13 protein-coding genes are annotated in these 13,093 nt (G+C 59.5%); 5 read left to right on the forward strand and 8 right to left on the reverse strand.

What is annotated here, in order from left to right; genetic code table 11:
- Positions 1–64: 64 nt before the first annotated feature.
- From AC07SU_RS18495 to AC07SU_RS18505, 3 genes are all read right to left on the reverse strand, one after another.
- Positions 65–1,033 (reverse strand): L,D-transpeptidase family protein, encoded by a 969-nt coding sequence (locus tag AC07SU_RS18495; protein ID WP_494997821.1) that lies wholly within the window; start codon positions 1,031–1,033, stop codon positions 65–67.
- Between the two features lie 82 nt (positions 1,034–1,115).
- A complete protein-coding gene (locus tag AC07SU_RS18500) occupies positions 1,116–1,409 on the reverse strand; it encodes a hypothetical protein (RefSeq protein ID WP_016972348.1) in 294 nt (97 codons plus the stop codon).
- Positions 1,410–1,467: 58 nt separating this feature from the next.
- Positions 1,468–2,073, reverse strand: coding sequence for an arylesterase (locus AC07SU_RS18505; RefSeq protein WP_494997822.1), 606 nt, complete (start codon positions 2,071–2,073; stop codon positions 1,468–1,470).
- Between the two features lie 10 nt (positions 2,074–2,083).
- On the opposite strand from AC07SU_RS18505, the gene AC07SU_RS18510 reads away from it, so the two are divergent.
- A complete protein-coding gene (locus AC07SU_RS18510; protein ID WP_005786391.1) occupies positions 2,084–2,767 on the forward strand; it encodes an ABC transporter ATP-binding protein in 684 nt (227 codons plus the stop codon).
- Entirely contained in the window at positions 2,767–5,277 is a 2,511-nt protein-coding gene (locus tag AC07SU_RS18515; RefSeq protein ID WP_494997823.1) for an ABC transporter permease, read from the forward strand. The genes AC07SU_RS18510 and AC07SU_RS18515 overlap by 1 nt, the downstream gene beginning before the upstream one ends.
- A gap of 45 nt (positions 5,278–5,322) precedes the next feature.
- On the opposite strand, the gene greB is transcribed toward AC07SU_RS18515, so the two are convergent.
- On the reverse strand, positions 5,323–5,796 hold the full coding sequence (greB, locus tag AC07SU_RS18520; protein WP_176998265.1) for a transcription elongation factor GreB: 474 nt from the start codon (positions 5,794–5,796) through the stop codon (positions 5,323–5,325).
- A 131-nt stretch (positions 5,797–5,927) separates the two neighbouring features.
- Positions 5,928–6,872, reverse strand: a complete 945-nt coding sequence (locus AC07SU_RS18525) for a hypothetical protein (protein WP_494997824.1) — start codon at positions 6,870–6,872, stop codon at positions 5,928–5,930.
- Positions 6,873–7,120: 248 nt separating this feature from the next.
- Here AC07SU_RS18525 and AC07SU_RS18530 point away from each other — a divergent pair, with 248 nt between their 5' ends.
- The 3 genes from AC07SU_RS18530 to AC07SU_RS18540 are packed head-to-tail and all read left to right on the forward strand — an operon-like array spanning position 7,121 to position 10,464.
- Entirely contained in the window at positions 7,121–8,047 is a 927-nt protein-coding gene (locus tag AC07SU_RS18530) for an ABC transporter ATP-binding protein (RefSeq protein ID WP_176998267.1), read from the forward strand.
- A complete protein-coding gene (locus AC07SU_RS18535; RefSeq protein WP_494997825.1) occupies positions 8,044–8,769 on the forward strand; it encodes an ABC-2 transporter permease in 726 nt (241 codons plus the stop codon). Before AC07SU_RS18530 ends, AC07SU_RS18535 begins: the two co-directional genes overlap by 4 nt.
- A 15-nt stretch (positions 8,770–8,784) precedes the next feature.
- A complete protein-coding gene (locus AC07SU_RS18540; RefSeq protein ID WP_494997826.1) occupies positions 8,785–10,464 on the forward strand; it encodes a Gldg family protein in 1,680 nt (559 codons plus the stop codon).
- Between the two features lie 4 nt (positions 10,465–10,468).
- Here the strand turns inward: AC07SU_RS18540 and AC07SU_RS18545 are convergent, their stop codons facing one another.
- The 3 genes from AC07SU_RS18545 to AC07SU_RS18555 form a co-directional block, all read right to left on the reverse strand.
- On the reverse strand, positions 10,469–10,777 hold the full coding sequence (locus tag AC07SU_RS18545; RefSeq protein WP_176998270.1) for a class I SAM-dependent methyltransferase: 309 nt from the start codon (positions 10,775–10,777) through the stop codon (positions 10,469–10,471).
- Between the two features lie 260 nt (positions 10,778–11,037).
- Positions 11,038–11,472, reverse strand: a complete 435-nt coding sequence (locus AC07SU_RS18550) for a DoxX family protein (RefSeq protein ID WP_494997827.1) — start codon at positions 11,470–11,472, stop codon at positions 11,038–11,040.
- Between the two features lie 103 nt (positions 11,473–11,575).
- Positions 11,576–12,997 carry an MltF family protein gene (locus tag AC07SU_RS18555; protein ID WP_176998272.1) on the reverse strand — a complete coding sequence of 474 codons (1,422 nt, stop codon included), beginning with the start codon at positions 12,995–12,997 and terminating at the stop codon, positions 11,576–11,578.
- Positions 12,998–13,093 lie beyond the last annotated feature (96 nt).

Genomic DNA, 13,093 nt, shown 5'->3' on the forward strand with positions numbered 1-13,093 from the left:
AGGTTTTGTACCTGAACCGCGGGCAATAAAAAGCCCGCCGTAGCGGGCTGTTAATCGAACAGCGTTACTGCTGCAGGTCGATCGGCGCGCTGGCTGCGACCGAAGCTGTACCCGGCACACCGATTTCCGTGGGCAACCCGTCTTCCGCCGCGACCACATCACGCACCTGGTCCCAGTTGACCCGCAGGTTATTGGCCAGGTCTTCACGCTTGAGCAGCGCGTTGATGACGGCCGTGTGCTTGTCGACCACCGACGGTGTGCCATCGTCGTTCAGCGGCGTATGCGCTTCCAGATACACCTTGCCACCACTGCTGCCGAACTTGTACGCGTCGTTGATGATGCGCACCGACGTACCGACCGGCACCATGCCGGCCATTTCCAGCACATTGTTGTTGAACATGCGGAAGCAGCCGTGGCTTGTACGCGTGCCGATACCAAATTTCATGTTGGAGCCGTGGATCAGGTAACCCGGCGTGCCCAGGGTGAACTTGAACGGCCCCAGCGGGTTGTCCGGACCGGCAGGCACTACGTTAGGCAACGGGTCGCCATTAGCAGCGTGCTCGGCCTTGATCGAGGCAGGTGGTGTCCATGTCGGGTTCGGCGTCTTCGCGATGATACTGGTGTGGGCGATCGGCGAGCCCCAGCCCTCACGACCAATCCCCAACGGGAAGGTGTAGACCACGTTCTGCCCTTTCGGGAAGTAGTAGAGCCGGTACTCCGCCAAGTTGATCACAATGCCCTCGCGCGGGCCGGGCGGCAGGATGAAGCGGGTCGGCAGCACAATTTCGGTACCGGCGCCGGGCAACCAGGCATCCACGCCGGGGTTGGCCGCAACCATCTCCGAATAGCCCAGGTCATAGGTGGTGCCAAGGTCGGCAAAGGTGTCTTCGTACTTGGCCTTGATCACCTGGACCTGACCGACGATATCTTCACCTGGCGGCGGCAAAGGCAACTGCAAGGCTGCTGCCGAACCTGCGGCGCAAAGGGCAGCAAGAGACAGGCAGCAGGTAACGACGGAAAGGCGCGACAACATCCGGAAAATCCTTCGCAGAACGACGGGTAGGGAAAAGTTGATTGTATACGCGAAGCGAACTTCAAGCACCACGCGGGCGGCGTTACAGCTCGAAGCGCAGCTCCGGCCAGATCGGCGGCGTACCGCGCTTCTGAGACTCGAGAATCGCCCTGCACAGCGGGCACAGGCGTTGGTCCTGGAAGATCGAGCGATCCACCGATGACCAGCGCGGCTGGGCCGGCAGCAACGTCCCGCAGAGCGTGCGGTCAATCGAGCCACCCAGCTCCAATTGACGTGCGACCAGATGCACCCGGACTTCCTGGCAGGCGAACAGATCCAACTGCTCGTCAGGCTCGATCAGTTGGTAGTTGAACAGGGACCAGGCAGGACGCGACATCGGGGGCTCCAGATCGGGGGGGCGCCACCTTAGCCGAAAGCCTGCCGGTAGAAAAGCGTCATAGCAGCGGTTTTAGCGTCGGCCAGACATTTTCCAGCAACTTGCCCTGGGCGCCGACGGCTGGGTGCAATCCATCGGCCTGCATCAACTCCGGATGACCACCGATGCCGTCCAGGAAAAACGGCACCAGCGGCACGTCTTTCTCCTTGGCCAGGGTGCCATAGACTTCGGCAAAGGCGTTGGTGTAGCGCGGGCCATAATTGGGTGGCAGCTGCATCCCCAGCAACAGCACCTTGGCACCGATGGCTTTGGAGCGGTCGATCATCGAAGCAAGATTTTGTTGCAATTGCGCCGGTGGCTGACCCCGCAGGCCATCGTTGCCGCCCAACTCGATGATCACGACTTCAGGTTTATGCTCTGCAAGTGCCGCCGGCAGCCGCGCCAGGCCTCCGGCACTGGTGTCACCGCTGATGGACGCGTTGATCACTTTATCGTCGAAACCTTCCTGCTTGAGCCGTTGCTCGAGCAGTGCGACCCACCCTTTGCGGGTATCCAGGCCGAAACCGGCACTGATACTATCGCCAACGATCAGGACTGTACCCGCCGCTGCGTTCTGGGCCATGCACATCAAGGCCAGGCCAGCACTCAAAAACCACATTCGCATCGGATTCTCCATGGGCGCAAGCATTCTCACCGCGCGGAACCTTAGCAAAGTGGTTCCCAGCGCGGAAGGTGAACTGACTATCCTGCACGAACTGAGCCTGGAACTGAACAAGGGCGACAGCCTGGCCATCGTCGGCAGTTCCGGTTCCGGCAAATCCACCCTCCTCGGCCTTCTGGCCGGCCTAGACCTGCCCAGCAGCGGTGAAGTCACCCTCGCCGGCCAAGCCTTGAGTACCCTCGATGAAGACCAGCGCGCACGCATCCGTGCCGAGCACGTCGGCTTCGTCTTTCAATCCTTCCAATTGCTCGACAGCCTCAACGCCCTGGAAAACGTCATGCTGCCGCTGGAACTGGACGGTCGCAAAGACGCCCGCGAGCGCGCCAGGCACCTGCTTGAGCGTGTAGGCCTGGGCCAACGCCTGACCCACTCGCCGCGCCAGCTGTCCGGTGGCGAGCAACAACGGGTGGCGATTGCCCGGGCGTTTGCCGCCGAACCGGACGTGCTGTTTGCCGATGAACCCACCGGCAACCTCGACAGCCACACCGGCGAGCGCATCAGCGACCTGCTGTTCGAACTCAATAAAGAGAGCGGCACGACCCTGGTGCTGGTCACCCACGACGAGCGCCTGGCCCACCGTTGCCGACGCCTGATCCGCCTTGAAGCCGGCCTGATGGTCGCGCCCCTGGAGCCTTGATGGCACGTTTGCCGCTGTTGCGCCTGTTCAGCCTTGCCATGCGCCAATTGCTGCGCGACGCCCGCGCCGGTGAATTGCGCGTGCTGTTTTTCGCCCTGCTGGTGGCTGTGGCCGCCAGCACCGCCATCGGTTATTTCGGGGCGCGTCTCAACGGCGCCATGCTGTTGCGCGCCACCGAGTTCCTCGGTGCCGACCTGGTGCTGGAAGGCAGCTCGCCCGCACGCCCCGAGCAAATCAAATCCGGGACCGAGCTGGGCCTGGATCACGCACGCATCGTCGAGTTCTCCAGTGTCATCGCTGCCGACAGCGGCATTCAGCTGTCGAGCATCAAGGCCGTCAACGAGCAGTACCCGCTGCGTGGAGAACTGAAAAGCGCCGCCGAACCCTATGGGGCCGAAACGCCCGGCGGCGGCCCCAAGCCCGGCGAAGCTTGGGTGGAAGCACGGCTGCTGACTGCGCTGAACCTGAAGGTCGGCGACAGCATCGATGTCGGCATGAAAACCCTACGCCTTGCGCGCATCCTCACCTATGAGCCCGACCGAGCCGGCAACTTCTACAGCCTCACGCCACGGGTGATGATCAACCTGTCGGACCTGGACGCCACCGGCGTGGTCCAGCCAGGCAGTCGCGTGAGCTACCGCGAACTGTGGCGCGCGCCCCAGGGCAGCACGGCGCTGCAAACCTACCGCGACCTGGTCAAGCCGGGGCTTGCTGCCAACCAACGCCTGCAGGATTCGCGCGATGGCAACCAGCAAATCGGCGGCGCTCTGGGCAAGGCCGAGCGCTACCTGAACATGGCCAGCCTGGTTGCGGTGCTGCTGGCCGGTGTGGCGGTGGCATTGTCCGCCAACCGCTTCGCCAGCCGTCGCTTCGATGCCAGTGCCTTGTTGCGCTGCCTCGGGCTGTCACGACGCGAAGCTATGCTGCTGTTCAGCCTGCAACTGGCCGTACTGGGCCTGCTGGCGAGTCTCGCCGGCGCACTGCTGGGCTGGCTGGCGCAATTTGGCCTGTTCTACTTCCTGCATGATTTGCTGCCCGCTGATGTGCCACCAGGTGGGCTGCTGCCCGCCGTCGCGGGCATCGGCACCGGGCTGGTCGCCCTCGCCGGCTTTGCCCTGCCGCCACTGGCTGCGCTGGGCCGCGTGCCACCGTTGCGCGTGTTGCGTCGCGACCTGCTGCCGATCCCGTCCAGCACCTGGATGGTCTACGGTGCGGCATTGTTCGCCCTGGGCCTGATCATGTGGCGCCTGAGCCTCGACCTGGTGCTGACCTTCGCGCTTCTGGGCGGCGGTGTCATCGCTGCGCTGATACTGGGTGGCTTGCTCCTGCTGCTGTTGCAAAGCTTGCGGCGGCTGCTGGCGCGTGCGTCCCTGCCGTGGCGCCTGGGCCTTGGCCAGTTGTTGCGCCACCCACTGGCAGCAGCCGGTCAATCCCTGGCGTTTGGGCTGATCTTGTTATCCATGGGTTTGATTGCCTTGTTGCGCGGCGAACTGCTCGACACCTGGCAGAACCAGTTGCCAAAGGACGCGCCCAACTATTTCGCCTTGAACATCCTGCCCGCCGACAAGGACGCCTTTGGCGCCCGCCTGCTCGAAGTGCAAGCGCAATCGGCGCCGCTCTACCCCGTGGTGCCGGGCCGGTTGATCAGCATCAATGGCGAACCTGTACAGCAGATCGTCAGCAAGGACTCCAGCGGCGATCGTGCGGTGCAACGTGACCTGAGCCTGACGTGGGCCGCCGACCTGCCACCGGGCAACGTCGTGACGGCCGGATCCTGGTGGTCGCAGCAGCCGGGCGATGAAATACCAGGCGTGTCGGTAGAAGCCAAGGTTGCCGAGAGCCTGAAGCTCAAGCTCGACGATCACCTGGTCTTTACCGTTGGCGGGGAAAACCGCGAAGCGCGGGTAACCAGCCTGCGCACCATCAACTGGGACAACTTCCAGCCCAACTTCTTCATGATCTTCCAGCCGGGTACCCTGAAGGACCTGCCGGCCACTTACCTCACCAGCTTCTACCTGGCGCCAGGCCATGACCAACAGATCGTCGACCTCTCCCGGGCCTTCCCGGCGGTGACTATCCTGCAGGTCGAGGCATTGCTCGAACAGCTGCGCAGCATCCTCGCCCAGGTGACCCTGGCAGTAGAGTATGTGCTGCTGTTTGTGCTGGCCGCCGGGATGGCCGTGCTGTTCTCGGGCTTGCAAGCCACCCTGGACGAACGGATTCGCCAGGGCGCGCTGTTACGGGCGCTGGGTGCCGAACGCAAGCTGCTGGTCAAGGCGCGGCGCATCGAGTTCGGTTTGCTGGGTGCGGTCAGTGGCTTGCTGGCAGCACTGGGCACGGAGCTGGTAACACTGGTGTTGTACCGCTACGCCTTTGACCTGGCCTGGCACCCTCACCCATGGCTGTTGCTACTGCCTGTGATCGGAGCGGTGCTGATCGGCGGAGCCGGTGTATTCGGTACACGCCGAGCGCTGAACGCCAGCCCGTTGACGGTGCTGCGCGAAGGTTGAAACGACGATGGCCCGCGCACTGTCCGGTGCGCGGGCCATCAATGGTTACTTCACATACTCGATACCGGTGATCCACCAGCACACTTCGCCGCCCGGGGTCTGCACAATGGCCTCATCGTCCACCTCCTTGCGCAGCAAGGCCCTGGCCATGGGCGAATCGATGGAGATGTAATCCATCCGATCGTAAATCTCGTCATACCCGACGATACGAAAGCGCTTGGTCTCGCCCGCCTCGTTTTCAATATCGACCCACGCGCCGAAGAACACCTTGCCCTCCTGCTCGGGCATGTACTCCACAACCCGCATGTCTTCCAGGCGCTTGCGCAGGTAGCGCACCCGCCGATCAATCTCGCGCAGCAGTTTCTTGTTGTACTGGTAATCGGCGTTTTCACTGCGATCCCCCAGGGACGCCGCCCAAGTCACCTTGCGGGTAGTGTCCGGGCGCTTTTCCCGCCACAGGTAATCCAGCTCTTTTTTCAGCGCTTCATGACCTTCTTTGGTAATCAGCTTGGTACTCAAACGCTTGCATCCCCAGGCAAAGTCCAACGGTGCCGATCCGCCAAGGCTTCATGCCCTGGCGTCGGCTGGTTAAGTCGATGATAAATGAACCACGCAAAGTAGCCAGTTCAGTGCGCAATTCGCCGCCCCCCTCAAGCTTCCAGGGACTGATCCAACTCGGCGAGTACACCTCGCAGGCTCGATTGCAGCTGCGACAGGCGGGCCGTCATCCGCGCCAGTTCCTGGGTTTTCTGGCTGACCTCCAACGCTCGCGTATCCAATGTCGCCGCACGTTGTTCCAGCTCACGATTGCGCTCATCCATCGTGCCTTGCTCCTGTCGCAACCTCGCGTGCCACTGCTCGAGCATCGACTCACGCTCTGTTATCGCAAGCTTCTGGTGTGTCAGCTCCTGGGCAACCCGGGCAAGATTGGTCAGCGTACTGTCCACCTCGACCAACGAGGCATGGTCCATCTGCGCGTGAACGACCGGCTGCACGGGCGGTGCAGTTGCCACTACGGCGCACTGCGGGATGACTTCAACAGGCGGATCTGGAAGTGGCTGCTCCACAGGCTGCGGCGGATCGACATCTTTGGGGGGCGAGGTCATTTGCGACGAGAAACGAATGGACGGCACGATCAATGAAGCACTTTCGATAGCCGGCAGCACAGGGGCAGACATGCCCAAGGTAATCACTTTCATCACCAGGGCTTTCTTGATGATCACCGAGTGATGGTCTTCAGGCCTGGCAGGTGGCAACTTGCAGCCCTTCAAATCAATGAAGTGATACGGGACCGATGCCTCCACACCTCCCGCTTTAGCACCTGATCCTGCCGCCACCATCAGGATTTGTTTAAACACCTGCATGGCCGCCTGCAGGTCTTCCTTGGCGTCCACACCACTCAAGAAATACCGATCGTGTTTTTTGCGCAATGCAGCAATGTAGACCCTGGAACTCCCTGGCTCCATTTCCTCATCCAGGCTGTAGACAAGAAAATTGGACGCGGCTTGAGCAACAGCGAACCCACAGAGCAATGCACCGTTGACGGGCGCATCCTGACCGCCACGTTCAAGAACAAGGGTACGTAGAAGCATCATGATAGACAGGCCTCACTATAAAAAGAACAACATCACACAAACATTCGATAAACAGCCAACCAGTAATAAGCATCAGAACAAAACAATTGTTTCAGCGAACAATCAAGCCAAGCGTAGGATTTGCCTTATAAATCCAGGCGCGCATTCCCAATCAAAATAAACGAACGTACCCTCTTTTAAATCGCGCACTACTGCACGCACGCTTATGGCACCACTCAAATGCTCTACCACACTTGTTCGGTAAAATAATGATCGAAATAAGCAACCTGACAAAAACCCTGGGTAAAAAACGCATCATCAGTGAGTTGTCACTTCGTGTTAAGCATCAGGAATGCGTGGGTCTGCTGGGTGGCAGTGGTGCGGGTAAAACCACACTTCTCAATTTAATAGCTGGTGTGATGAAACCGACAGCGGGCGATATAAAGATTCAGGAATTCAATACCAGGCTTCATCCACTTCAAGTAAAAAAGCGCATTGGCTATCAACGTGAAACGGCACTTTGCCACCCCACAATGTCAGTCAACAGCTTTCTCAACTTCATTGCCTCCCTGCACGGGCTCAGGGGCGCTGAAAAACGCCGTCGCATTGACCTTGCGGCTTCACGCCTGGCACTTTGGCCCGTGCTGGATTACCCCATCGATACCCTTCCGATGGGACTGAAACGCAAGGTGGCCATAGCCCAGGCCATCCTTCATGATCCCGACGTGCTACTGCTTGACGATCCAACCGCAGGGCTCGCGCCCGATCAACAAAACAAGCTCATCGCGCTTATCCGATCCCTGGCCGAAGAGATGGCCGTCATCGTCACCTCCCGCCAAGGTGATGAGTTGGCCACCGTGTGCACCCGCGCGCTAGTCCTTGCAGGTGGACACCTGGTTGCCGATGCTCCGTTTACTCAGTTGCAACGCACTTCTCGCCACTCCCAAGCCATCACGCTGGCCTGCGATATCCCTCTGGACCTGCTGGCATTGGCCGTCTTACCAGGCGTCGCCGGAATCGAAGTGAATCATGACGCTCCCGGCACCGTGACTGTTCTTGCGCTGCCAGGGCACGCTATCTATCTCCCCATAAATGCCCTTATCGCAAACAGAGGGTGGAACATAACAGCCGTGAACCTGGAGCCCGGGCGCGTGGGTGATGTGGTTGATCATCTGAGCCAGGGGAGCCCACTATGAAACTGACCACCCTCATTTTCAAACACCACCTCACCCGTTGCGCCTGCACGCCAAGCATCTACCTGCATATCTCGGTTTTCCTGGCACTCTCCGCTGCGCTGGGATTGCTGACAAACCTTTGGCTGGACAAGGAAAGCAGTAACCTGCAAGTGTTCTTTGAATTCCACCCCTGGCTCTACTTATGGCTAATACCGGCACTGTCGATGCAGTTGTGGGCTGATGAATACAACCGAGGCTTTTCCGAACTCATACAAACGCTGCCGATGACTGCAGCAGAACAGATCGTTGGGAAGTTCCTGGCGGGCTGGACCCTCAGCGGTATTGCTTTAATCCTGACATTCCCTGTCATTGTCGCTGCCAACTTATTGGGCTCCGTGGACAGCAGCGTTGTCTTTTCACAATATATAAGCAGTTGGCTGCTTGCCGGAAGCTACTTATCCATCGGGTGTTTCGTTTGCACACTGACACATCGACGAACCCTTACTCCTATATTAACCATCAGCCTATTACTTGCCGCCGCAGGACTTTCTTGTGTCCTCGATGCACTTGAGCATCAAACCCCCATCTGGTTGATAGACAGCCTGACCACCCTTGATGTGTTAATACGCTTCGGTGCTGTCGACAACGGCAAGCTTACTCTGCATGACGGCCTGTATTTCATCAGTATGATCCTGGCCTTTCTGTCCGCGGCGACTGTCACGCTCAACGCTAAAAACAGCTGACAAGGCAAGTACGCTATGCATTCCACTCTTCGCTCAGGCGCCACACTGATCGTCATCCTGTTACTGTTCCTGGCATTCAACCTGGTGTGGGTCGGTAAGATTCCCAACATCCGTTGGGACTTTACACAGCAAAAAGTCCACACATTATCGCCTGCCGCACGCCATTTGGTGACGGCGCTCGAAGACCCGGTGGATTTGTACTATTTCAACGCTCAACGCCATGAAAAAACAAACAACGATGAGAAACGCTATCGCCTGCGCGTGGAAGACCTGCTCAAGGAATACGAGAAAGCGTCGTCAGGCAGGATCAACCTGCACATCATTCACCCCGCCCCTTATTCCGAAGATGCCTACAAGGCCGCGTTATTTGGCTTAGACGAGCGACACGGATTCTTCGGCCTTATCGGCACCCGTGCGGGCCACGCCGCACAACGCATAGAAGCCTTCAACAGCGATAACGAAGCGCTGCTTGAATACGAAATCGGGGACTTGCTGCATAAGCTGTCAAACCCTGAGCGCAGGTCCGTCGGCCTATTGTCCGGATCCCCCATCGATAGATCCTCCGGACGCCTGCTCGCGCAACTAACGCGGCATTTCGACCTGAAGGAGTTGGCGCCACGCCTTGAGCGCGTGCCCCAAACCCTCAAGACACTGATGGTTGCCCACCCGGAAAACCTGCCAGAAAAAGCGCTGTATGCAATCGACCAGTTTGTATTGGGCGGCGGCAAGCTGTTGATGTTTACCGACCCCATGGGCAACACACCTTCCAATGCCATGGCATCGAGAGTCAGTTCAATGCTGACCGGCTGGGGTGTGCACATGCAGATCGGAGGGACAGTCCCAGATAAAACCTTGGCTAGTCCAACCCACCTGACCTTGTCTCGCAAAATGACAAACGTAAACGACATCAGCAGTGAGAATATCAACACACTCACAGTGTCGAGCAACGGCGCTTTATCACGGGCAGAGAAAAGCCGAACCCTCTTCACCCCGCTGCTACACAGTTCAGCGTATTCAACGGTGATGAAAGTCGGCGGCAATACGCCTATTGAGGAAGCACCTGCCCGAGTGCAGCGCGCTGTGATCGCAGCGCGTATCGAGGGGCCCGCTTACTCGGCGTTTTTGGACGGCGTTGAGAGACAGCCTGCCGGCCTACAGAAAGCTTCGCAGATTCATGCGGTGGTCGTTGCTGATGTCGACATGCTCAGTGACGCGCTGAATAACCCAAGCACTAACGACAACACGCAATTTGTCCTCAACATCCTGGACAACCTAGCCACACCTGCGGCACTTGCCGACATTCGTCCCCGCACGATGGCGGATCATTCACTGCACGTGCTCGAAGCCATGCGCGCAGACGCAGCAAAAGCCTATCAGGATAAGGCTGGCGAGCTGGAACGGCGTCTTGAGCGGACGGAGCGAGAATGGCAGTTGTTGCATCCGCAAGCCATGCTGCTCGACCCGCAGCCGGTCGATACCGGTATCCAGCTGCAGGCACTCAACAAGGAGCGACTGCGCCTGCCCATGGAGTTGCACAGCCTGAAAGTCGAAGCCTACGCCCAGGTACAGCGCCTGGTGCTCATCATAAAACTGACATTGATCGCGGCCGTGCCGCTGGTGCTGTGCCTGATTGCCTGGGTACTGTTTTTGTACCAGAACCGTCGTCGAACCTTACCGCGTGAAGCCTTTGATTGACCACTCAGCGACGGGCGATCAAGCCTTGACGCGCGATGCGAACCAGCTGGCCAATCACCTCATCCGCCTCACGTGCACTGGGTGCCTGGATCACAGCAAGGTCAAAGCTGTTATTGGCAAAGCGGGCAAGGGAGTCGCCGTCCTCGACAAATTGGATCAGGAAGGCTGAGGGGCGCCCAGTACGACGCGGCCAGCCGTCCAGGTAACGCAATAGCGTTGGCTGGTGCTTGCCACCCAGGAGAATTTTAGGATTGCGTTGAGTCAGGTCCGCGGTGATCGGGGCCAGGCGTATCAGGGGGCGTAGTGCATTCATCGTGTCGTGTCTCTGCCTCAAAAGTCTGCGGGCAGGTGAGAGGCAACACCGAACCAGCGCTTTAGCGGTATTTCGAAGCCTGCCTCTGGGTGAGTGCATGCTTCTGTCAGGACTGCATCGAGTCCCGCTGGCGCCCCGCAATTAGCTGTTTAAATCGGCGCATGAGCAGCATCCTAGAGAAGCCAATAGGCCAGTGTCAAGAATCCCGAGAGACGAAAAGGCCCGCTCATGGCGGGCCTTTTGAGGTTTTTGGGCAGGTGTCAGCCGGCGATGGCCCGGTCGGCAGACAGCTTGCCTGCCCCTTCCAGCAATACCGCCAGCGAGCCACCGAGCAAGGCCAGGGCGAATTCGTAACCGTTGTTGGCCATGAACAGACCGTTATGAATATGCACAGAGAAGATCGCCACCAGCGACAGGATGGTCAGACCCAACGCCGCAGGGCGAACCAGCAGACCAATGATCAACGCCAGGCCAGCAAAGAACTCCGTACCACCGGACAACACTGCCATCAGGGTACCTGGCGCCAGGCCGATGCTTTCCATCCACTGCGCAGTCCCTGCGAGGCCGTAGCCACCGAACCAGCCGAAGAGCTTTTGCGAACCGTGGGCGGCGAAGATGATACCGACAAAAATGCGCAGAATCGTCAGGCCGTAACCGGCGCGGGTGGACAGGATGCTTTTGATCAGTGGGCTCATGGGGATAATCCTTTTCAAAGTAGGGGTGGGTTGGCCGCTATATTAATCAGATTAAGCAATGATAAAAGCCGAAAAAATGCCTAATTCATATCGACAAATACGATCACTTGCGTGAGGCAATTTTCGGCGCTGGCGGCTCCAGGGACTCCCGCTCCCGATCAAACGCCAAGTAGTACTTGTTCACGCTATTAACATAGCTGACGCCGCCCATTCCCACTTGCTCCATGGCAATACGCTCGACCTGGAAGAACCACTGATTGGGGTTCAGCCCCCGACGCCGGGCCTCCGCGCGCATGCCCTGCACGCGCTCCGGCCCCATGTTGTAGGCAGCGAGCACAAACGCCATGCGCTCACGCTCGTTCAACTTGGGGCTGGCAAAGAACTTGCGCCGGATCATCGCCAGGTAGCGCGCACCGGCCTGCACATTGCTGTCAAGACTCTCGATATTATTGACGCCCACCCGCTGCGCTGCGGACGGCGTGATCTGCATCAGGCCGGTCGGCCCGCCACTGTTGCGCGCCCCCGGGTCAAACGCCGACTCCTTGAAGGCCAGCGCCGCCAGGTTCAGCCAGTCCATCCCCTGCTCGCGGGCATGCTTCTGCAGCACCGGGCGCAGTTTTTCCAGACGCTGGCGGTCGGCACGGGCCAGTGGGTTGCGGACCTGATAGAGACGACGGTAGATGCGTTGAAAGGCCACATCCTGGTCGGACGGCGTTCGATACGTCTTGAGGAAGCGGTCGATGCTGGCCCGCAGCATCGAAGCGTCCTGACGGACAAACCAATACTCATCGCCCGGCTCGCTGATCGCCACCTGCCGGTCAAAGCGCAACTTGGGCAGGATCTTCGACCAGCGCTCGGCAATCGGTTTTTCAACGATAGTCAGGTGGAAGATCCCGGCCTGCACCATCTCCAGCACATCTTCGACGGCCAGCGTTGGGTCGACCCATTCCACCTTCACCGGCGGCTGCTTGTGCAGGGCGAGCTTCTGGTTGACCTGGCTGATGGCATCCGCAGCCGCACTGCCAGTGGTCAGCGCCAGCGTGCGCCCGGAAAGTTGCTCGAGCTTGGTGAAGCGGCGCTCACCCTTGACGCCCACCAGCCACAAGGGCACATCGCTGGCGATCGGGTCACTGGTGCTGATCTTGTGGGCCGCCTTCACATCCAGCAATTCACCGGGGGCCACCAAGTCGCCTTCACCACGGGCCAACGCACCGAGCAGTTGATCCTTGGCCTTGGGAATGATCTTGAGGGAAATTTCTTCGCCATCACGGGCGTGGCCGTTCAGGTATTGCTCGAATGCACGCAGTCGGTGGTATTCGATACCAATGGCCTGGCCCTGGATTTCACCGGAGCTATTGCGGCTCTGGTTGACCAGCACGCGTAGAGTGCGGCTGGAGCGGATTTGCGCCAGGTCCCGCACCTTGCCGGGCTTGGTCACTTCCAGCGGCCCGTCCAGACGCGCGACCGCCGCCATGGGCAGCGATAACGTCAGGCACAACATAAGCAACGCCGAGGGTCGGATCATCCGCTCTCCGGAAAGAATACTGGCCAACGCCCTCGCGAAAAACGAGACGCTGGGTGTCAGAAACAGAGCGCTTTATGCGCTGGCAAGGCGCGCAAC

This window comes from Pseudomonas sp. GW821-FHT05H12 (genome assembly GCF_059419385.1).

What these genes read in the sequence shown, in the direction of transcription:
- AC07SU_RS18510 (WP_005786391.1), top strand. Translation starts at nt 2,084, where the DNA reads ATGGGCGCAAGCATTCTCACCGCGCGGAACCTTAGCAAAGTGGTTCCC.
- AC07SU_RS18555 (WP_176998272.1), bottom strand. Translation starts at nt 12,997, where the DNA reads ATGATCCGACCCTCGGCGTTGCTTATGTTGTGCCTGACGTTATCGCTG.
- AC07SU_RS18540 (WP_494997826.1), top strand. Translation starts at nt 8,785, where the DNA reads ATGCATTCCACTCTTCGCTCAGGCGCCACACTGATCGTCATCCTGTTA.
- AC07SU_RS18530 (WP_176998267.1), top strand. Translation starts at nt 7,121, where the DNA reads ATGATCGAAATAAGCAACCTGACAAAAACCCTGGGTAAAAAACGCATC.
- AC07SU_RS18545 (WP_176998270.1), bottom strand. Translation starts at nt 10,777, where the DNA reads ATGAATGCACTACGCCCCCTGATACGCCTGGCCCCGATCACCGCGGAC.
- AC07SU_RS18535 (WP_494997825.1), top strand. Translation starts at nt 8,044, where the DNA reads ATGAAACTGACCACCCTCATTTTCAAACACCACCTCACCCGTTGCGCC.
- AC07SU_RS18495 (WP_494997821.1), bottom strand. Translation starts at nt 1,033, where the DNA reads ATGTTGTCGCGCCTTTCCGTCGTTACCTGCTGCCTGTCTCTTGCTGCC.
- AC07SU_RS18500 (WP_016972348.1), bottom strand. Translation starts at nt 1,409, where the DNA reads ATGTCGCGTCCTGCCTGGTCCCTGTTCAACTACCAACTGATCGAGCCT.
- AC07SU_RS18550 (WP_494997827.1), bottom strand. Translation starts at nt 11,472, where the DNA reads ATGAGCCCACTGATCAAAAGCATCCTGTCCACCCGCGCCGGTTACGGC.
- AC07SU_RS18515 (WP_494997823.1), top strand. Translation starts at nt 2,767, where the DNA reads ATGGCACGTTTGCCGCTGTTGCGCCTGTTCAGCCTTGCCATGCGCCAA.
- AC07SU_RS18505 (WP_494997822.1), bottom strand. Translation starts at nt 2,073, where the DNA reads ATGCGAATGTGGTTTTTGAGTGCTGGCCTGGCCTTGATGTGCATGGCC.
- AC07SU_RS18525 (WP_494997824.1), bottom strand. Translation starts at nt 6,872, where the DNA reads ATGATGCTTCTACGTACCCTTGTTCTTGAACGTGGCGGTCAGGATGCG.